Below are 18,616 nucleotides of genomic sequence, written 5' to 3' on the forward strand. Positions count from 1 at the left end.
CTTCGAAGGCCGGGAGCCGTCGCTTGCGGCCGGCCAAGCGTCAGCTCGTGGCCGGATCGCACGGCAATCGGGCAAAAAACCGGCGCTCACCGCCCGCATTGGCAAGTGGCCGGCTGTCCATCGCAGGCACGGTCTAGCTCGTACCGCTCAGCGTTTGCGACGGATACTCGCCGAACATCGCGCGGTAATACTGCGCGAAACGCCCGAGCTCGATAAAGCCCTGCTCGAGCGCCACCTCGGAAACCGTGGTCTGTTTGGGTCTGCTTTGGCGCAGGATGGAATGAATCGCGCAAAGCCGCTTGTGGCGGAGGAACGTAACCGGCCCGATGCCGAACACCTCATGGAATGCGCGATGCAGACTCCGCCGTGAGACACCGAAGGCGGAGCAGATTTCCGAGACATGGACCGGGCGCGACCCCGCCGCCTCCAGATATTCCTCGATGTTGCGCACCAGCTTCATGGCAGACGGCAGATAGCCGGAATCGTCGCGGGGCAGCGAAGCTGCGACCGGCGCGGTCATGCAGTCGACGATCGCGCGCTTCCAGAATTCGGCTGATGCCTCCGACAGCGCGCCGGGCTGCCGCGCAAGATGCGGAACGATCTGCTGCAGCCTTTGCGCGCCTGCCATGCCGACGCCGTCGTCCGCGCGATAGTGGCGCTTCTCCAGCCAGGCTTCCGGATCGGCAAGCCGGGGCTCGCCACCGAACACGCTGGGGAGGTCGGCCAGATCGAGACGGATCGCCGCATAGGACGAGCCGCTGTGAAAAACCCCGTCATGCTCGACGGAGGGTGGAATGACGAGAACGTCCGCCGGCTGCATGTCGAAGGCCCAATGCGTGACGCGGTCCTTGGCGCTGAGCAGCATGCCAACGATCAGCTTTTCCTCGGTCGAGATGCGCTGGGTACGGACGCCGACATTGAAGGCGCCGATGCTGAGCGAGAAATCGCCGATGCCGACATGCGACAGGGTGCCGCGCAGCCGTCCGCGCTCGAGCTGCATGACGTCGACATGCGAGCCCTTGACGGCCTGATGAAGTCCCTCAAAGCCTTCAAGTCTGCTGGTGCTGACCGACAGATGTTCGCCCATCATCTGCATGCCCTGCTACGGAAACGCGATTATTCTATTGGTCCCACGGCAGAAATCTGCCCCATCTTATTCCCTGCGGCAACCTGTCGTCATTGTGCTGATTCGGATGGCGGATGTTCGTTACGGCTACCTCGCCGATTTTCGCTTGTTTTTCAGAGAAAGCGATGCCGGCCGGGATTGGCACAAACTGCATATTGGCGGCTCACCGCCTGATCCCGGCAAACGCCGCGGCAATCCCGCGCTGGAACAGCGACCAGTCGAAGCCGAGCGCCAGCGCCGCGTAGCCGCGCTCGATCATCGCATTGGCCTGCTCGGCGGTGCGCGCGACGCCGCCGATCGGCACACCGCTTCGCATGATGCCTTGCTCGGCGCGCTGCATCAGTGCGACCACCTCGGGATCGTCGGGCAGGCCGCGCTTGTTGATCGAGGTGGCGAGGTCGCCGGGACCGATCACCGCAAGGTCGATGCCTGGCACAGCCATGATCTCGTCGATACGCTCGACCGCCTCGACGTGCTCGATCGTGATCATGCAGATCATGTCGTCATCGGCGGTCGCCATGTAATCGTTCATCGAGACGCCCCAGCGGAACGGGGCATGGAACGGGCCCCACAGCCGCTCGCCGTTCGGCGGATAGCGCACGCTGCGCACCGCCTTCGCGGCGTCGGCGGCATTGCAGATCATCGGAAAGTTGATGCCGAGCGCGCCGATGTCCATCGGCGCCTTGGCCAGATGCGGCTCGTTGGCGGCGATCCGCACCATCGGCACGCACGGCGTGCCTGAGGTCGCCACGATCATCGCGTGCGCGGTGCCAAGATCGATCGGGCCGTGCTCGAGGTCGACGACGATCCAGTCCAGCGACTGCGCCATGATCTGCACGGTCTGGATGCTCGGAATGGTCGCGATCGCGCCGAAGGTCGGGCGCTTCTCGCGCCAGGCTTGTCGCAAGCGGTTGAGCGGCGTCAGCGGTGCGGATGTCAAGCGGTCCTCCCTCGATGGGCGAAAGCAAGCTGCGGCGCGTATTCATAGACGTTCGCTTTGCAGTGGCAAAGCAGACAGTTGTCTGTTCGCCGTGATCGACGGTCCTTGCGTAAACTGTGTCGGTCACCCTGGCGTTTTCAAGTGACGACTTCGACGACGCCCATCATCCCCTTGTCTTCGTGATCGACCGCGTGACAATGGTAGACGAACCGACCGACGATTGTGGGATCAACCGGCGCATTGCATCCCTCACCACACGAGAGGCTACGGCACACGATATTGAATTTCTATGGCGTTAATTTGCATCCTGCCATCAAGCCGACGTGGAGCACTTTTTCTGCGGCAGCGACAGACTTGTAATTCCACGACAAGAACCGGAGTTTGGCCGATTTGAATCAGACGTAAACGCTCTGCCGGGTCGCTGGCGACGCCGGCGATCTTGACGAGTCTGATCAAGGAGCCATCCGAATGAGCAAGCAAGACGATAACAAGGCGGTGGTCGGCCGCTGGTTCACCGAGTTTTGGGGCAAGTCCGTCAACCTCGGTGTTATCGACGAGATCGCCGCGCCCGACATGCTGTTGAAATATTCGCTGCACGAACCCCGCCGCGGACGCGACGACATCAGGGCGTTCATGACCGATTTCCGGGCTGCGTTCCCCGATCTCAATTTCTGGGGAACGGCCGATCTGATTGCCGAGGGCGACTATGTCGTCGGTCAGTGGGAAGGCGGCGGCACCCACACCGGGCCCGCTTTCAGGGACTTCCTGATCGGCAGCCTGCCGGCCGCGACCGGACGCAAGATGCACTTCACCGGCACCACCGTGCTGAAGGTCGTGGGCGGCAAGATCGTCGAGGAAGTCGGTCTCGACGATGGTGTCACCGCGCTGACGCAGCTCGGGCTGCTGAAGGCCGCGTAATCGGTCCATAGCGAGATCAAGCGAGGTCCGCATCGATATGCGGGCCTCGCCGTGCCGTTCGGAAATCGGGTGGCAGCGTCGGCCATCCTGTGGCGCTATGCAACCGATGAACGTGAACCTCAAATGGCCTGAGACAACGACACCGCTCTCCGTCGCGGCCGATCCGCGCTGGGCGCGGATTGCCGCCCGCGACAGGACGGCGGATGGCGCGTTCTGGTACTCGGTGGCGACGACCGGCGTCTACTGCCGGCCGTCATGTCCTTCGCGCACCGCGAACCCTAAGAATGTTCAGCTGCACGACACGCTGGCAAGCGCCAAGGCGACCGGCTTTCGGCCATGCCGGCGCTGCAATCCGAACGGACCATCGATCGAGGCCGAGAACGCCGCCCTGGTCGTCAAGGCCTGCCGTCTCGTCGAACAGTGCGAGGAAGAGCCTTCGCTCGAAGAGCTGGCTGACGCGGTCTGCCTGAGCCCAAGCTACTTCCACCGCATGTTCAAGGCGGCGACCGGGCTGACGCCCAAGGGATATGCCGCGGCCTGCCGCGCCAGCAAGGTGCGCGAAAGCCTCGCCTCGGGACACAGTGTCACCGCGGCGATCTATGACGCCGGGTTCAATTCAAGCGGCCGCTTCTACGAAAAATCCACCGGCATGCTCGGCATGACGCCGTCGCACTACCGCGCAGGTGGCGCCAATGAGGAGATCAAATTCGCGATCGGCCAGACTTATCTCGGCGCCATTCTGGTCGCGTCGAGCACGAAGGGCGTCGCCGCGATCCTGTTGGGCGATGATGCCGAGGCGCTGCTGCGCGAGCTGCAGGACCGCTTCCCGAACGCCCGCCTGATTGGTGCCGACCGGGAATACGAGGCCATCGTCGCGCGCGTTGTCGGCTTCGTGGAAGCACCTCGGCTCGGCCTCGATCTGCCGCTCGATGTCCGCGGCACCGCGTTCCAGCAGCGCGTCTGGCAGGCGCTCCGGGACATTCCGGTCGGGGCGACCGTCACCTATGCCGAACTCGCGCAACGCATCGGCTCCTGCAAGTCGGTGCGCGCGGTCGCCGGCGCCTGCGCCGTAAACAAGCTCGCCGTCGCGATTCCCTGCCACCGCGTGATCCGCACCGATGGTTCGGTCTCGGGCTACGCGTGGGGCGTCGAGCGAAAGCGTGCGCTGCTCGACCGGGAGGCCTCGCAGAAAGTCTGAGTGTTCGCCCGTCGAAGCAATGTCCGGGTCTCGCCGGTCAAAGGAATTTCCCTGACGATGGATCCTCGCATCGCACCGAAGAAACGGCTCGAGAAACGCGTGCGTGTCGAGACGACGTTCGATGCGGTTGCGGCCCGGATGGAGTCCGATCCGGCCAAGGCCGAAGTGATGGCCCATTTCGCCAATCTCGTCGCGGACGGGTTTGCCGAATGGCAAGTGCTGGACAACGGGACCATACGCCTGCGGCTGACCACGGGCGCGACCTATCTCCTCGAACAGACCACGGTCACGCGCATCGCGTGATCGGTGGGACGATGCTCTGGTTCGCTTCGCCAGGCGCCACTGCGCCTGGCTTTTTTGTCTCGTCAGCGGCTCGAAAGCATTCTCGATTTGACAGCAAGCATCGGAGTTTGGCGTGGCGCACTTCCACCTACGTTCGGTCGTGAGATCAGATCAAGGAGACGATCCATGAAGCTCGTGACACACGCGAAGGCGAGGGAGGCTGTGGCCGCCTCGCGAGAAAGCAGGGCGTCATGAGGCTCGCCAGGATCACGGATGGGACCATCGGGCTCGTCGTGGGGCTGCCCAATGGACCGCACATCGTCGACATCGCCAAGAGCGTCGGCGTCTTTGCGCCGCACGATCCGCTGTCGAACGGTCTGTTGAACGGCGCGTTCAGGGATGGCGGCGACTGGCCGTCGATTCTCACGCACTGGGCGCATCTGCAGCGGCCATTGAAGCAGCTTGCCCACATCGCGCAAACCTGCCCGGACCACCCGGGCCTGGTTTTTCAATCGCTTGCCGATCAGAATTTGAAAGGCGCGTCCGCCAGTCCGATTGTCGCCATCGACATCACGGACATGCCGCCGCTCGAGCAACGGGATCCGACTGGCCGGCGTGCCATGGAACGGCAGTTCGTGACACCGGCTCGGGATGCGATTGAAACTGATACGGCTGCCGCACCGGAGACGGCGCAAGTCATCGGCTTCGTGCGTCCCAACAAGGACGAATCCGCGGAGCGCTGAGCGCTCTCTGACAGCGCAGCGCCGGCTCAGGCCGGAACGCGGCCGCCGAAGAATGGCGTCAGCGCCGCGCTCAGCGTGTGCGGACGCTTCGAGGTGAAGATCATCTCGGCGCCGGCGGTGTCGCTCTCGATGCCGGGCGGGCCGAGCAGGTCGGCGACGCGGCGGGCGATCGCGGGCGCCGGATCGATCCAGTCGACCGGCCAGGGCGCGAGCCCGGTCAGGCGGTCGAGCAGCAGCGGATAATGCGTGCAGGCAAGCACGACGGTGTCGGTACGGGCGGGATCGTCGGCGCCGTTGCCGACGAAGCAGGGCGCGAGCTCGGCGGCGATGTCCGCGTCGCGCACGCTCTGCCCGCTGAGCGCTGCTTCCGCCAGCGAGGCGAGCTCGCCGGAGCCGACCAGCGTCACCTCGCAACCCTGCGCGAAATCCGAGATCAGCTTGCGGGTGTATTCCCGCTTCACGGTGCCGCGGGTGCCGAGCACCGAGACGCGCCGCGTCTTCGAGGAGGCGCAGGCCGGCTTGATCGCCGGCACGGTGCCGACGAAGGGCAGGCGGTAGGCGTCGCGGAGATGCGACATCACGATGGTCGATGCGGTGTTGCAGGCGATCACGACGAGGTCGGGCGCATGGGCCTCGATCAGCTCGCCGACCAGCGGCACCACCCGGGCGACGATCTCGTCCTCGCCATGATGGCCGTAGGGAAAGAACGCGTCATCGGCGACATAGACATAATGCGCGTCGGGCCTGACGCCGACGATTTCGCGCAGCACCGTGAGGCCGCCGAGGCCGGAATCGAACACGAGGATGGTTGGGGGAGCTGCCACGCGCAAAACTTTATCCGATCCAGGGTTACCATTCAGTTGTTTTTGGCTTCCCGGTGTCCCGGGCCACACAAGGCGGTGAACGCGGGGAATTTCATATGGGCTTGGGCGATAGCTGTCACTATCAGGGCAAGCCATTGCCGTGACATGTGAAATTCAGGCAGGCCGCAGGGGCAGACCGGACATGATGCGAAACAACTCGACCGCCTGGGGGTGGCTCGCGCGCGCCTTCCACTGGGGGCTGGGCGCCGTGATCATCGGCATGATCGCGTATGGCTGGTGGATGAACCACTTCGCGGCGCGGCCGGATCGCTTCTTCCACCGTTCGATCCATGCCGACATCGGCTATCTGGTGCTGCTCTTCACCGTGCTGCGGCTGATCTGGCGCGCGATCAATCCGACGCCGGCGCTGCCGGCGGACACGCCGCACTGGCAGCGGATCGCCGCCCGCGTCAGCCATGGCGCGCTCTACGCCGTCACTATCCTGGTGGCTGTGCTGGGCTGGGCGCATTCCGGCGCCCACACGCCTGACTATGCCAGCTTCTTCGGCCTGTTCCACGTGCCGCAGATCACATCGCCCGACAAGGCGGCGGCGCAGGCCTATGAGGACCGCCACATCCTCTTTGCCTATGTGCTGCTGGCGCTGATCGCGCTGCATCTTGCCGCGGTCGCGTTCCACCACTTCGTCAGACGCGACCGCGTCGCCGCGCGGATGATCGGCGCGCGCCAGGCCAACGGCGCGACGTAGCTCGGCGTTCCGTGAGCAGGAACGCGCGACCATTCTGACTGTTCGTGCCGCCGGCAAGCGGTCGGCACGAACAAGCACGCTCAAAGCCGGAGTCGACGAAGCCTAGCCCGCCGGCATCTGCTTCTCGACCAGGCGCACCCAGTAGGAGGCGCCGTGGCCGAGGATGTTGTCGTTGAAGACGTAGGCGGGGTGGTGGCACATCGGGCCGTCGCCCGTGCCGAGGAACACGAAGGCGCCGGGGCGTGCTTCCAGCATGAAGGCGAAATCCTCGCCGCCCATCACCGGGATCGCCTTTTCGTCGACCCGGTCGGCGCCGACCACGTCGCGGGCCACCTCGGCGGCGATGCCGGCCTCGCGCGGATGGTTGATGGTGGCCGGATAGAGCCGGATGTAGTTGGTCTCGGCCGAGCCGCCATAGGCCCGCGCGATGCTGTCGGCGACCTCGCCGATGCGGCGCTCGACCAGATCGCGGATCTCGGGATGCAGCGTGCGCACGGTGCCGCCGAGCTTGACCGTTTCGGGGATGATGTTGAAGGCGGTGCCGGCCTGGAACATGGTGATCGAGATCACCGCCGACTGCAGCGGATCGACGTTGCGCGCCACGATCGACTGCAGCGCGTTGATCACCTGGGCGCCGATCAGCACGCTGTCGACCGCCCGGTGCGGGGCGGCGCCGGCATGGCCGCCCTTACCATGGATGGTGATCTCGACGCTGTCGGATGCGGCCAGCATCGGGCCGGGGGTGGTGGCGAAATGGCCCTCGGGCAGGCCCGGCATGTTGTGCAGGCCGTAGACCTCCTGAATGCCCCAGCGGGTCATCAGCCCGTCGTCGACCATCGCCTTGCCGCCGGCGCCGCCTTCCTCGGCGGGCTGGAAGATCACGATCGCGGTGCCGTCGAAATTGCGAGTCTCGGCGAGATATTTGGCGGCGCCCATCAGCATCGCGGTGTGGCCGTCATGGCCGCAGGCATGCATCTTGCCGGGGATTTTTGAGGCATAGGGCACATCGGCGGCCTCTTCGATCGGCAGCGCGTCCATGTCGGCGCGCAGCCCGATGGTCCTGCCGGAGCTGTTCTTGCGGCCGCGGATCACGCCGACCACGCCGGTGCGCCCGATCCCCGTCACCACCTCGTCGCAGCCGAACTCGCGCAGCTTGTCGGCGACGATGCCGGCGGTGCGGTGCACCTCGTAAAGCAGTTCAGGATTCTCATGGAAGTCATGGCGCCAGGCGGCCATTTCGTCCGAGAGAGCGGCGACGCGGTTGACGATGGGCATGGGAGTTAGATCCGTTTCTTGTGAGTTCGTAAGGCGGCTGAGCGTAGCGTAACCGGCCGGGATGTCACGAGAAAGCAACCGTCATTCCGGGGCGCCCGAAGCGCGAACCCGGAATCTCGCGCAACAATCTCGGGATTCCGGGTTCACGCGCGGTGCGCGTGCCCCGGAATGACGGGGAGGGCGTCAGCTCTCCCCGAACACCCGCTTGAAGATCGTGTCGACGTGCTTGAAGTGATAGCCGAGGTCGAACTGCTCCTCGAGCTCGGCGTCGCTCATGAATTTCCTGACGTCGGCGTCCTTCTTCAACAGCGTCAGGAAGTCGCCTTCGCCGCGCCAGACCGGCATCGCGTTGCGTTGCACGAATTTGTAGGCGTCCTCCCGGCTGGCGCCCTTTTGGGTCAGCGCGATCAGCACGCGCTGCGAATGCACCAGGCCGCCGAGGCGGTCGAGGTTCTTCTGCATGTTGGCGGGATAGACCAATAGCTTCTCGATCAGCCCGGCGAGGCGGACCAGCGCGAAGTCGAGGGTGACGGTGGCATCTGGCCCCATCATGCGCTCGGCGGAGGAGTGCGAGATGTCGCGCTCATGCCAGAGCGCGACATTCTCCAGCGCCGGCGTCACGTAGGCGCGCACCATGCGCGACAGGCCGGAGAGGTTTTCCGACAGCACCGGGTTGCGCTTGTGCGGCATCGCCGAGGAGCCCTTCTGACCCTCGGAGAAGAACTCTTCGGCCTCCAGCACCTCGGTGCGTTGCAGATGGCGGATTTCCACCGCCAGCCGCTCGACCGAAGCGGCGATCACCCCGAGCGTGGCAAAATACATCGCGTGGCGGTCGCGCGGGATCACTTGGGTCGAAACCGGCTCAGGCCGCAGCCCCATCGCCTTGGCGACGTGCGCTTCGACCCGCGGATCGATCTGGGCGAAGGTGCCGACCGCGCCGGAGATAGCGCAGGTCGAGATCTCGTCACGCGCCGCGACCAGGCGGGCGCGGGCGCGGTCGAACTCGGCATAGGCATAGGCGAGCTTGAGGCCGAAGGTGACCGGCTCGGCATGGATGCCGTGGGAGCGGCCGATCGTCGGCGTCATCTTGTGCTCGAAGGCGCGGGTCTTCAGCGCCGCCAGCACCCGCTCGAGATCGGCGAGCAAAAGGTCGGCGGCGCGCTTGAGCTGGACGTTGAGGGTGGTGTCGAGCACGTCGGAGGAGGTCATGCCCTGGTGCACGAAGCGCGCCTCGGGGCCGACGATTTCGGCAAGGTGGGTCAGGAACGCGATGACGTCGTGCTTGGTCTCGCGCTCGATCTCGTCGATCCGCGCCACATCGAAGGTGGCGTCCTTGGCCTTGGCCCAGATCGTCTTCGCCGCTTCCTTCGGGATCACCCCCAGCTCGGCCTGCGCGTCGGCGGCATGCGCCTCGATCTCGAACCAGATCTTGAAACGCGTTTGCGGCTCCCAGATGGAGGCCATTTCCGGGCGGGTATAGCGGGGGATCATCGATAACTCCGAGGCGGGCAGGGGAGCGCGAAAGCGGCTCCCGGCCGAATTGTTTTTTACGCCGTGCTTTAGCAAATCGAGGCCGGAGAGGCCACCAAAACGGCGCTCCGGGAAGGGGAAAACCGGGGCAATCGAGGGGAAAATCCGATCGGGCGGCGTACTCCGTTCCGGCCTCTCCCCGCTTGCGGGGAGAGGCCGGAACGCATCGCAGATGCGTTCCGGGTGAGGGGGAGCTTCCGCGAGTCCAACTCCTGCCGTGTGCGCGGAGACGGCCCCTCACCCCAACCCTCTCCCGCGAAGAGCGGGGAGAGGGAGCGGATATAGACGGGCGAAGGAGCGGGCTACGAAGCTTGCTGCAGGGGCCCTGCCAAAACATGGAAAACAACCCCATGCAAAGTAGCCGGCGTTCGACGCAACTTGGCACGTCGGGCAAATCAGTGGTATTATTCTACTATTCCGAATGCAGGCGCATAGCCCGGATGAGCGAAGCGACATCCGGGGTGTTCTGGGATGGTCCCCGGGTGTCGCTACGCTCACCCGGGCTACGAAGCTTGCCTCGCTTCGCCTCGCCCAGCTTGCGGGGAGAGGCCGGAACGCATCGCCAGATGCGTTCCGGGTGAGGGGGAGCCTCCGCGAGTCCGATTGCCACCATCATGCGCGGAAGCAGCCCCTCACCCCGACCCTCTCCCCGCGAAGAGCGGGGAGAGGGAGCGGATGGAGCCGGGTGAGCGGCTACAAATTCGCCAATCCGCACTCCACGGCGAGCCGCACCAGCTGGGCGTCGGTGCGCATCCCGGTCTTGGCCTTGATCAAATAGTGGTAGTTCTGCACGGTCTTGGTGCTGAGGTTGAGGTTTTCCGCGATCTGCTCCTTGGTGCTGCCGGCGGCGAGCTGGCGCAAAATCTCGATCTCGCGCTCGCCGAGCTGGTCGAGCGCCGATTTGGTCGGCGCCAGGCTCTGCAGCGCCAACACCCGGGCGACGTCGCCGCTCATGGCGTGCTCGCCGCGCGCCACGCTGCGGATCGCCTGGATCAGCTCGGCGGGTTCGCTGCCCTTGGTGACGAAGCCGCTGGCGCCGGCGCCGAACGCGGCCTTCACCTGTGCCGCCTCGCTGTGCATGCTGAACACCAGGATGCGGGCGTCGGCGTCGCGGGCGCGGATGTTTCTGATCGCCTCCAGCCCGCTGGCGCCCGGCATCGAGATGTCCATCACCACCACGTTCGGCGCATGTGCCTTGAACGCGCGATAGGCCTCGGCCGCGTTGTCGGCCTCAGCGACGACACGAAAATCGTCCTGATGCTCGAGCACCCGGCGGTAGCCCTGGCGGACGACGGGATGGTCGTCCACCAAGAGGATCGAGATGCCCCGGGTCTTTGCGGTCGTCATCTCAGGCGGCGAGTGGAATGGTGGCGGCGACACTGAGCCCGCGACGGGCCGGCGCGATCGACAGCGAGCCGCCGAGCGCGGCGACCCGCTCGCTGACCCCGGTGAGGCCGAAGCCAGCCGACTGCGCCACCTTGGCGGCATCGCCGCCGCCGTCATCCTCGACCCGCACCAGGAGCGCATTCTCCGCGCCGCTGCGCCGTTCGATCCGCAGCACGATCTCGCGCGCGGCGCCGTGGCGCAGCGCATTGGTCAGGCATTCCTGCGCGACGCGGTACGCGGTGGCGGCAACGGTGCCGCTGATGTCGGCGAGGTCGCCCTGCAGATCGAGCTGGATCAGCGGCTGGGTTGCGGCCTGCGATCGCCAGCTGTCGACGAGGTCGACCAGGCTCGCCTCGAGCCCGAGCTCCTCGGCCGGCGGATGGCGCAGCCGATTCAGCGTGTCGCGCAGGCAGGCCATGATACGGCGCGTCGCCTGCGAGATCATCCGCGCGTCCTGCGCGGTCTCAACCTTGCCAACGGTGGCTTCGATCGAATTGGCAAAGGCGAGGATTGCGGTGAGATTCTGGCCGAACTCGTCGTGCAACTCGCGGGCGAGCGCGCGGCGCTCGTCGCTGCGGATCTCGAGCAGGCGCCGGGTCAGCACGGCGCGCTCCTCCTGGGCTTGCGCCAGGCGGTCGCCGAGCTCGCTGACGGCCTGGCCGATCATGGCGAGTTCCATGGAACGAAAGCGCGGCAGCGGCGTCCGGTACTGGCCGTCGGCCATGCGGCGCAGCGCGGTCACGATCGAGCGCGCCGGCGCCAGCGTGTGCGCGATCGCGAGCGAGGCGAGCAGCGCGATCGCCAGTGCCATCAGCAGCGCGACATGGATGTTGTCCAGGATGTGCTGCCAGGCCAGCGCGATCGCGGCGTCCGGATCAGCCGTGGCGCGGACGGTTCCCGCGGTGGCGGCGCGGGCGCTGATCGGCCGCTCCACGGTGGCGTGATCGCCGAGCGTGATGTGCACGGCGGCGGCGAACCAGCGCGGCGGCGTCTTGCCGATGCCCTTGCTCTGACCGCACAGCGGCTGCTCGAACGCCCGCGCCGGCTCGAACTCGACGCAGATCCCCGGTGCGATCCGGCCCATGGTCTCGATGGTGCGCCAATCCGGCGCCGGCAGCAATTGTTCGCGCATGCGGCTGCTGCGCAGCAGCAATTCGCGCCAGTACAGCGCCTCGAGGGCTTGCGAGACGCGATCGGCGGAGGCTTCCGTGGCGCGATCGACGCTGCGATAGGCGTCGATCGTGGCCCAGATGGTGGCCGCGCCAAGGCACAGCGCGACGATCACGAGCAGGCGGGCGACCAGTTGAAGCACGAGGCGCATGCGATCCACTCCGGGGCCAGTCCATCGAGCGTAACAGCAAGGAGGTTCCGGGCCAATTGCATGCAGGGCCACGCCATGCAGATCGGGAAATTTGCCCGAGGGAATTTGGGCAGATGTCTTTGGACGGCGCCGGCCGGCTCTGGTGTAACATCGGGGGAGCACCAACCGTCACAGGGAGCTAGCGCAGCATGGATGCCAAGGTCGGCGCCGCCGCCGCAACGGTCGGCACGGACGCGGCGGAACGCCGGGTCCTGTTGCTCTGGATGATCTTCACCGGCCTTTCGGTCTTCGCCGCGTTCCTGCTCTGGCGCTACGGGCTGATCCGCCTGATGGTCAGTTCCGACCGCACCTACATCTCCAGCGTCATCGCGGTGCTCTACATCGTCACGTGCGTGCATTGCTTCTGGCGCACGCGGGCGATCGCGCGGGAAGGCGAGGCGGCGCGCGGTTGCCGCGCCATCCTCGCCGCGCCCGACGGCGCCAGCGCACTTGCCGGCGATGCACGCAACCTGCCAGGCGGCCTCGTCACCGAACACATCAAGAGCCTGGTGCAGAAGGCCAGGGCCCAAGCAAAAGGCCCGATCGACCAGACGCTGCTGCTGCGAACGCTGGCGGACCGGCTGCGCGGCTCCAACGGTTTTGGCGCCTTCGTCTCCGACACGCTGATGAAGCTCGGCCTGCTCGGCACCATCATCGGCTTCATCATCATGCTGGCACCGATCGCAACGCTGGATGCCGCCGACAAGGTCGCGATGAAATCGTCGATGGGGCTGATGAGCGACGGCATGGCCGTCGCGATGTACACGACGCTGGCCGGGCTGATCGGATCCATCCTGGTCCGCATCCAGTACTACATGCTCGATGCCGCGACCCAGCGGGTGTTTTCCGATGCCGTGGTGCTGACCGAGACCCACGTCACTCCGGCCCTGGAGCGGCGGCTTGGAACGCCGCTCGGATCGCCGCCATGATGGATGATTTCGGCCTCTATCCGCGCGAGGAGCCGTTCGATCCGCTCGGCGTCATGCTGTTCAAGGCGCTGCAGGTGATCGCCTTCCTGTTCTTCCTGGCGCTGCTCGCGGTGTCGCCCGACTCCAAGGAGGGCAAGATCGAATCCAAGGCGGAGTTCATCATCACGATGGACTGGCCGGACAACCATCCCGACGATCTCGACCTGTTCGTGCAGGACCCTGCCGGCAACATCGCCTGGTACCGGCATCGCGAGGCCGGCTTCCTCACCCTCGACCGCGACGACCGCGGTGGCGCCAACGACTTCATCGTGGTCAACGGCAAGAAGATCGCCTCGCCGATCCGCGAGGAGATCGTCACCGTGCGCGGCATCGTCGCCGGCGAATACACCGTCAACATCTCGCATTTCGCGGCGACGACCGGCCAGCCGGTCGAGGCCAAGATCAAGGTGCAGAAGCTCAATCCGACGGCGCAGGTGATCTTCGACAACAAGCTCACTCTCGACCACACCGGCGATGAGAAGACCGCGGTGCGGTTTCGTCTCGACGCCGCGGGCAAGGTGATCAATGTCGACCAGCGGCCGAAGTCGCTGCTGGAGACGTTCCGCAGCAGTTGGCGCAACGGCGCCGACGTCGATCCGAAGACCGGGGTGAGGGTGCTGCGCCGTGAATAGCTTTCAGTCGGTGATCTTCACGCTCGCGGTCGCCTATGCGGTGGTCGGCGCGTTGCTCCTGGTCGTGCTGGTCTATGCGCGCCTGCACTGGTCGTTCAAGGCGATCGCGATCGTCGTGACCAGCGCCTTCTATGTCGTCAGCTTCGGCGGCATGCGCGGACTGCTCGGCTGGGCCTCGACCGAGCGGCTGCCGGCCAACTTCAAGTTGCTGCACTCGAGGATCGTCGAGCCGCATTCGCTGGAGGGCGATCCAGGTGCGATCTATCTCTGGGTCGAGGAGGTCGACGAGGACAACCGGCCGAGCGCGATCCCACGCGCCTTCCGGATTCCCTACAGCGACGCGCTGGCCGAGCAGACCCACACCGCGGAGAACGAGATCAAGGCCGGCCATCCGCAGGGCGGGCGGGCCGCGGATTTCGGCGGCGGCGACGGCACCATCATGGACCTGGTCCGCGAGTACATCACGCCGAAGACCATCCTGGAGACGTCGGGCGGGGATTCCACCACCGGCGTGTTCGCGCCGCCGCCAGCGGGCTCGGCGTCGGTGTTCCAGCCGCTGCCGCCGCCCCGGATGCCGCCCAAGGACGACCTGCAATAGAAGGATGGGCAGCGGCGACAGGGCGCTGTGCGGCAAGGGTAAGTGGCAGGAAAATAGGGATTCGGAATAATCAGTCAGCCGGATGGACAGTAGTCATCCGGAATTCCTCAATCCCCTGAAGCGTGTAGTCTTGGTGCCAACCGGGGCTAGATTTCATCCCCAAGCCATTTTCCCGGCAAAGGGGCCGCTGCGTGAGGCGGCCCCTTTCGATTCCAGCCCTCCATTCGGGATCTCCGTTAGCAGGGATGGGCCGGATTCGAACTCTGGAACCCGTATCTCCCCGGATAGACCGTTTGCCCCTATCCCATCTCGGTTTGGGCGCTAAAGTACCCCTACTTCAATACTGATCTCGGATCGAATCATCGTCAGGGGGAGTGTTATGAAGTCAATTTTCAAAGTCGCTTTGGCGTTCGCTGTCTTCGTTGGTTCCGCCTCGGCCTACGCGCAAGCTCCAACGGCCACTTCAAAGGCTGCGAGCACTCAGAAAGCAGGGGCCAAGACAGCGAAACGTGGGCCGATGCATGATGGCTGCCACGGCAGGGCCGCTCAGATGTCGGGCAAGCCTTGCCACTAAGGTCGATTTAGCACTGGAACCAGAACGGGCCGCCTTAATTGGCGGCCTTTTCATATTCTCCTAGGCGTTTTGCTCGGTCGGTCAGTTCACAATATATTGTCTGACAGATATTGAAATCTGTCAGCGAGATGGTGTATATACATCCTGCGCAAGGGAGGAGGCGCCAACTGGCCGATCCGGCACGTCGCCGGCGAAGCCGCCCTGAATTTGATTACCTCGAAGGACTACCTCCATGACGATAGAAATCTTTCAATTGACCGCCCAGATTCAACAGTGGCTCAACCTTCGCGTCGCCCGCCATTTGGCCGCTCAGGCCGCCAAATTCAGCCGCGGGTAAGGACAGCGAGACCCAGACGACGGTGAACGCATGAACGAGACGGTGGTTTTGACACCCGAGCGGATTCTCGAAGCAACCGAGGATGTTTTGCGGCGCTACGGGCTCGCCAAGGCCACTGTTGTCGACGTTGCCCGTGCGCTGGATGTCAGCCACGGCAGCGTTTACCGCCATTTCCCCAGCAAAGCCTCGCTGCGCGACGCCGTCGCCAAGCGCTGGCTGGATCGCGCCAACGAGCCGCTCTGCAAGCTGGCCGCCTCAGACGGCCCGGCGCCGGAGCGGCTGGAGAAGTGGCTGCGCACCATGTTCGAGATCAAGCAGAAGAAGGTCTGCGACGATCCGGAAATGTTCGCGACCTATCTCGCGCTGGCCCAGGAGGCGCGCGAGGTGGTGGAAGCCTACAAGAACAAGCAGTGCGATCTGGTCGCCAAAATCCTGTCCGACGGCATCGCCCAGGGCGTGTTCGAGATCGATGACGTCAAGGCGACGGCCCGCGCCGTGTTCGACGCCACCGTCCGCTACCATCACCCGGCGCATGCCGAGGAATGGGCCAAGCCGGAATGCCCGTCGCGCATCGACGCGCTGATCAGCCTGCTGCTGAAGGGCCTGCGGGTCTGCAAGTAGGCAGACGCGGCCTGCGATTCTCTCAGACAGCTGAGCAAGCGGTACCCCTCTCCCTAACCCTCCCCCGCAAGGGGGGAGGGAACTCTCTCGCCGGTACCTCCCTTACGTTCGTTGCCGAGTGCTCTAACCAAGCTGCGGCGTTGCTTGTCAGTGAGGTGAGCACATCGGGAGGGCTCCCTCCCCCCTTGCGGGGGAGGGTTGGGGAGAGGGGTAAGCCGCAAACTCCGACCTCTGACGTGATGCGATCTCGCGTCTGACCAGGCCCGCTCCGATTGCGAGCCGCGTGCCGCGTGTGCTTGATATCGACCGGGATCAACCACGCGGACCACGATGCGGCTTGCGCTCTTTTCGGACATTCATGCCAACCGGCAGGCTTTTGCGGCCTGCCTCGAGGCCGCGCGGGCGCGTGGCGCGGAGCGGCTGATCTGTCTTGGCGACATCGTAGGTTACGGCGCCGACCCGGAATGGGCCGTCGACACCATGATGGACCTCGTCGCCAAAGGCGCGGTCGCGCTGCGCGGCAACCATGACAATGCGATCGGCATCCCCAGCGACAGCATGAACGACGACGCGCAGGCCGCGATCGACTGGACCCGCACCCGGCTCAGCACGGAGCAGAAGGCGTTCCTCGCCGGCCTGCCGTTGCTGCGCGAGGAGGACAACCGTCTCTACGTGCATTCCGAGGCGTCGGACCCGGCGAAATGGCGCTACATCCGCGACACCGCCGATGCCGCGCGCAGCATGATGGCGACCGGGCTGCAGATCACCTTCTGCGGCCACATCCATCGGCCCGGCCTCTACTCGATGTCGGCTGCGGCCAAGATGACGAGTTTCGTGCCGACCACGGGTATCGCCGTGCAACTCTTGACCGGACGCCGCTGGCTCGCCGTGCTCGGCTCCGTCGGCCAGCCGCGCGACGGCGATCCCGCCGCCTCGTTTGCGATGTTCGACACGGCGAGCCGCGAGATCACCTATCTGCGCGTGCCCTATGATGCCGAGACCGCGGCGGCGCGGATCCGGGCGAACGGCCTGCCGCTCTGGCTGGCCGATCGCCTGTTGATCGGTCGGTAGTGCAGATGGCTGCGCTGACGATGCAGCCCGGCGCCGAGATCGACGGCTTCACCATTGGCGAGCGGCTGCACCGCGGCGGCATGGCTGTTCTGTGGAGCGTCACCCATCCCGGCATCACGGTGCCGTTGCTGATGAAGGTTCCGCTGGTCGCCGAAGGCGAGGATCCGGCGGCGATCGTCAGCTTCGAGATGGAGCAGATGATCCTGCCGCGGCTGTCGGGGCCGCACGTGCCGGCGTGCTTCGGCACCGGCGATTTCGAGCGCCAGGCCTATGTCGTGATGGAGCGCATCCCCGGGCAAACGCTCTACAAGCGGATCGACGATCTGCCGATGAGTTACGAGGAGGCGAGGGGCATCGCCGGCAAAATCGCCTCCGCGCTCACCAGCCTGCACCGCCAGAACGTCATCCATCACGACATCAAGCCGAGCAGCATCATGTTCCGCGAGCGCGGCGAGGCGGTGCTGATCGATTTCGGCCTCTCGCATCACCAGCATCTGCCCGATCTGCTGCAGGAGGAGTTCCGCCTGCCGTTCGGCACTGCGCCCTACATGGCGCCTGAGCGTCTGCTCGGCGTGCGCGACGATCCGCGCAGCGATCTGTTCTCGCTCGGCGTGCTGCTCTACTTCTTTACCACGGGCGTGCGGCCGTTCGGCGAGAGCGAAACCCTGCGCGGCATGCGCCGCCGGCTGTGGCGCGATCCCGTGCCGCCGCGCAAGCTCCGCACCGACTATCCGCCCTGGCTGCAGGAGATCGTGCTGCGCTGTCTGGAGATCGACCCCGCCGCGCGCTATCCGACCGCGGCGCAGCTCGCCTTCGATCTCGGCCACCCCGAGCAGGTCAAGCTGACGGCGCGATCAAAACGTCTCGCGCGCGATTCCCTCGGCACGGTCTGGCGCCGCCGCTTCAATCTCGGCGCGGGGCCGCCGCAGCCGAAATCCGATGTCGCCGCGCAACTCGCCGCGAGCCCGATCGTGGTCGCCGCGCTCGACATCGCCGATGGTTCCGAGCAGCTGAACGAGGCGATTCGCGTCACCGCCGAGCAGGTGCTGTCGACCTCGCCATCGGCGCGGCTCGCTTGCGTCAATGTGCTCAAGCTCAATCGGCTGGCGATCGACCGCACCCTCGACGAGCAGGGCCAGAACAAGCACATCGACCGCATGGTGGCGCTCCAGCACTGGGCGCGGCCGTTCCGCCTCGCGGAGGACCGGCTGACGGTGCATGTGCTGGAGGCGGTCGATCCCGCCGCCGCAATTTTGGAGTTCGCCGCGGTCAATCTGGTCGATCACATCATCATCGGCGCGCGGCAGAACTCTATGATGCGCGCGCTGCTCGGCAGCGTCTCCGCCAAGATCGCGTCCGAGGCGCCGTGCACGGTGACCGTGGTGCGTCCTTCGCGCCTGGCATCACAGCCGGACGCCGGGCCGAGCGATGACGCGGCGGTCCCGCCTGGAATGTTCTGATCGCGCGTTCCCTCGCGCTCCGGTTCGC

Annotated in this window: 20 protein-coding genes; 11 read left to right on the forward strand and 9 right to left on the reverse strand. The window is 65.6% G+C overall.

From position 1 onward, the window contains the following. Positions 1 to 133: 133 nt before the first annotated feature. The 4 genes from CI41S_RS14485 to CI41S_RS14500 form a co-directional block, all read right to left on the reverse strand. On the reverse strand, positions 134 to 1,087 hold the full coding sequence (locus CI41S_RS14485; RefSeq protein ID WP_139484726.1) for a helix-turn-helix domain-containing protein: 954 nt from the start codon (positions 1,085 to 1,087) through the stop codon (positions 134 to 136). Positions 1,088 to 1,289: 202 nt separating this feature from the next. Further along, positions 1,290 to 2,066, reverse strand: coding sequence for an HpcH/HpaI aldolase family protein (locus tag CI41S_RS14490; protein WP_139859824.1), 777 nt, complete (start codon positions 2,064 to 2,066; stop codon positions 1,290 to 1,292). Positions 2,067 to 2,203: 137 nt separating this feature from the next. Beyond that, a complete protein-coding gene (locus tag CI41S_RS44970; RefSeq protein ID WP_283813117.1) occupies positions 2,204 to 2,341 on the reverse strand; it encodes a multicopper oxidase domain-containing protein in 138 nt (45 codons plus the stop codon). Beyond that, positions 2,331 to 2,522, reverse strand: coding sequence for a hypothetical protein (locus CI41S_RS14500; RefSeq protein WP_139859826.1), 192 nt, complete (start codon positions 2,520 to 2,522; stop codon positions 2,331 to 2,333). The genes CI41S_RS44970 and CI41S_RS14500 overlap by 11 nt, the downstream gene beginning before the upstream one ends. Positions 2,523 to 2,534: 12 nt before the next feature. Here CI41S_RS14500 and CI41S_RS14505 point away from each other — a divergent pair, with 12 nt between their 5' ends. The 4 genes from CI41S_RS14505 to CI41S_RS14520 all read left to right on the forward strand — a co-directional run bounded on the left by CI41S_RS14505 (position 2,535) and on the right by CI41S_RS14520 (position 5,207). Beyond that, positions 2,535 to 2,984, forward strand: a complete 450-nt coding sequence (locus CI41S_RS14505; protein ID WP_139859828.1) for an ester cyclase — start codon at positions 2,535 to 2,537, stop codon at positions 2,982 to 2,984. Between the two features lie 106 nt (positions 2,985 to 3,090). After that, entirely contained in the window at positions 3,091 to 4,182 is a 1,092-nt protein-coding gene (gene ada / locus CI41S_RS14510; RefSeq protein WP_172628038.1) for a bifunctional DNA-binding transcriptional regulator/O6-methylguanine-DNA methyltransferase Ada, read from the forward strand. A 57-nt stretch (positions 4,183 to 4,239) separates the two neighbouring features. Next, entirely contained in the window at positions 4,240 to 4,485 is a 246-nt protein-coding gene (locus CI41S_RS14515) for a hypothetical protein (RefSeq protein WP_139859832.1), read from the forward strand. A 230-nt stretch (positions 4,486 to 4,715) separates the two neighbouring features. After that, on the forward strand, positions 4,716 to 5,207 hold the full coding sequence (locus tag CI41S_RS14520; protein WP_139859834.1) for a hypothetical protein: 492 nt from the start codon (positions 4,716 to 4,718) through the stop codon (positions 5,205 to 5,207). Between the two features lie 26 nt (positions 5,208 to 5,233). On the opposite strand, the gene murI is transcribed toward CI41S_RS14520, so the two are convergent. Further along, complete coding sequence (gene murI / locus CI41S_RS14525; RefSeq protein WP_139484658.1) at positions 5,234 to 6,031, reverse strand: glutamate racemase; 798 nt, start codon at positions 6,029 to 6,031, stop codon at positions 5,234 to 5,236. Between the two features lie 181 nt (positions 6,032 to 6,212). Here murI and CI41S_RS14530 point away from each other — a divergent pair, with 181 nt between their 5' ends. Beyond that, positions 6,213 to 6,776, forward strand: a complete 564-nt coding sequence (locus tag CI41S_RS14530) for a cytochrome b (RefSeq protein ID WP_139859836.1) — start codon at positions 6,213 to 6,215, stop codon at positions 6,774 to 6,776. A gap of 102 nt (positions 6,777 to 6,878) precedes the next feature. Here CI41S_RS14530 and CI41S_RS14535 read toward each other — a convergent pair whose 3' ends face one another. From CI41S_RS14535 to CI41S_RS14550, 4 genes are all read right to left on the reverse strand, one after another. Further along, positions 6,879 to 8,051: a M20 aminoacylase family protein gene (locus CI41S_RS14535; RefSeq protein ID WP_139859839.1), complete on the reverse strand. Its 1,173-nt coding sequence runs from the start codon at positions 8,049 to 8,051 to the stop codon at positions 6,879 to 6,881. A 183-nt stretch (positions 8,052 to 8,234) separates the two neighbouring features. Beyond that, the gene (gene purB, locus CI41S_RS14540) at positions 8,235 to 9,542 is read right to left on the reverse strand and encodes an adenylosuccinate lyase (protein WP_139859841.1); all 1,308 of its coding nucleotides are present in this window, start codon (positions 9,540 to 9,542) and stop codon (positions 8,235 to 8,237) included. A 732-nt stretch (positions 9,543 to 10,274) separates the two neighbouring features. After that, positions 10,275 to 10,928 (reverse strand): response regulator, encoded by a 654-nt coding sequence (locus CI41S_RS14545; protein WP_139859843.1) that lies wholly within the window; start codon positions 10,926 to 10,928, stop codon positions 10,275 to 10,277. A 1-nt stretch (position 10,929) separates the two neighbouring features. Continuing rightward, on the reverse strand, positions 10,930 to 12,288 hold the full coding sequence (locus CI41S_RS14550) for a histidine kinase (RefSeq protein ID WP_139859845.1): 1,359 nt from the start codon (positions 12,286 to 12,288) through the stop codon (positions 10,930 to 10,932). A 188-nt stretch (positions 12,289 to 12,476) separates the two neighbouring features. On the opposite strand from CI41S_RS14550, the gene CI41S_RS14555 reads away from it, so the two are divergent. The 6 genes from CI41S_RS14555 to CI41S_RS14585 all read left to right on the forward strand — a co-directional run bounded on the left by CI41S_RS14555 (position 12,477) and on the right by CI41S_RS14585 (position 18,588). Continuing rightward, positions 12,477 to 13,256 carry a MotA/TolQ/ExbB proton channel family protein gene (locus CI41S_RS14555; protein WP_139859847.1) on the forward strand — a complete coding sequence of 260 codons (780 nt, stop codon included), beginning with the start codon at positions 12,477 to 12,479 and terminating at the stop codon, positions 13,254 to 13,256. Continuing rightward, positions 13,253 to 13,927, forward strand: a complete 675-nt coding sequence (locus CI41S_RS14560) for a hypothetical protein (RefSeq protein WP_139484665.1) — start codon at positions 13,253 to 13,255, stop codon at positions 13,925 to 13,927. Before CI41S_RS14555 ends, CI41S_RS14560 begins: the two co-directional genes overlap by 4 nt. Beyond that, positions 13,920 to 14,525 carry a hypothetical protein gene (locus CI41S_RS14565; RefSeq protein ID WP_139859849.1) on the forward strand — a complete coding sequence of 202 codons (606 nt, stop codon included), beginning with the start codon at positions 13,920 to 13,922 and terminating at the stop codon, positions 14,523 to 14,525. The genes CI41S_RS14560 and CI41S_RS14565 overlap by 8 nt, the downstream gene beginning before the upstream one ends. Before the next feature lie 941 nt (positions 14,526 to 15,466). Then, on the forward strand, positions 15,467 to 16,057 hold the full coding sequence (locus CI41S_RS14570) for a TetR family transcriptional regulator (protein WP_139859851.1): 591 nt from the start codon (positions 15,467 to 15,469) through the stop codon (positions 16,055 to 16,057). A 330-nt stretch (positions 16,058 to 16,387) separates the two neighbouring features. Then, positions 16,388 to 17,128 carry a metallophosphoesterase family protein gene (locus CI41S_RS14580; RefSeq protein WP_139859853.1) on the forward strand — a complete coding sequence of 247 codons (741 nt, stop codon included), beginning with the start codon at positions 16,388 to 16,390 and terminating at the stop codon, positions 17,126 to 17,128. 5 nt (positions 17,129 to 17,133) lie between these two features. After that, positions 17,134 to 18,588, forward strand: coding sequence for a serine/threonine protein kinase (locus CI41S_RS14585; RefSeq protein ID WP_139859855.1), 1,455 nt, complete (start codon positions 17,134 to 17,136; stop codon positions 18,586 to 18,588). Positions 18,589 to 18,616 lie beyond the last annotated feature (28 nt).

The organism is Bradyrhizobium ivorense (genome assembly GCF_900696085.1).
In the GTDB taxonomy this organism is placed as follows: Bacteria; Pseudomonadota; Alphaproteobacteria; order Rhizobiales; family Xanthobacteraceae; genus Bradyrhizobium; species Bradyrhizobium ivorense.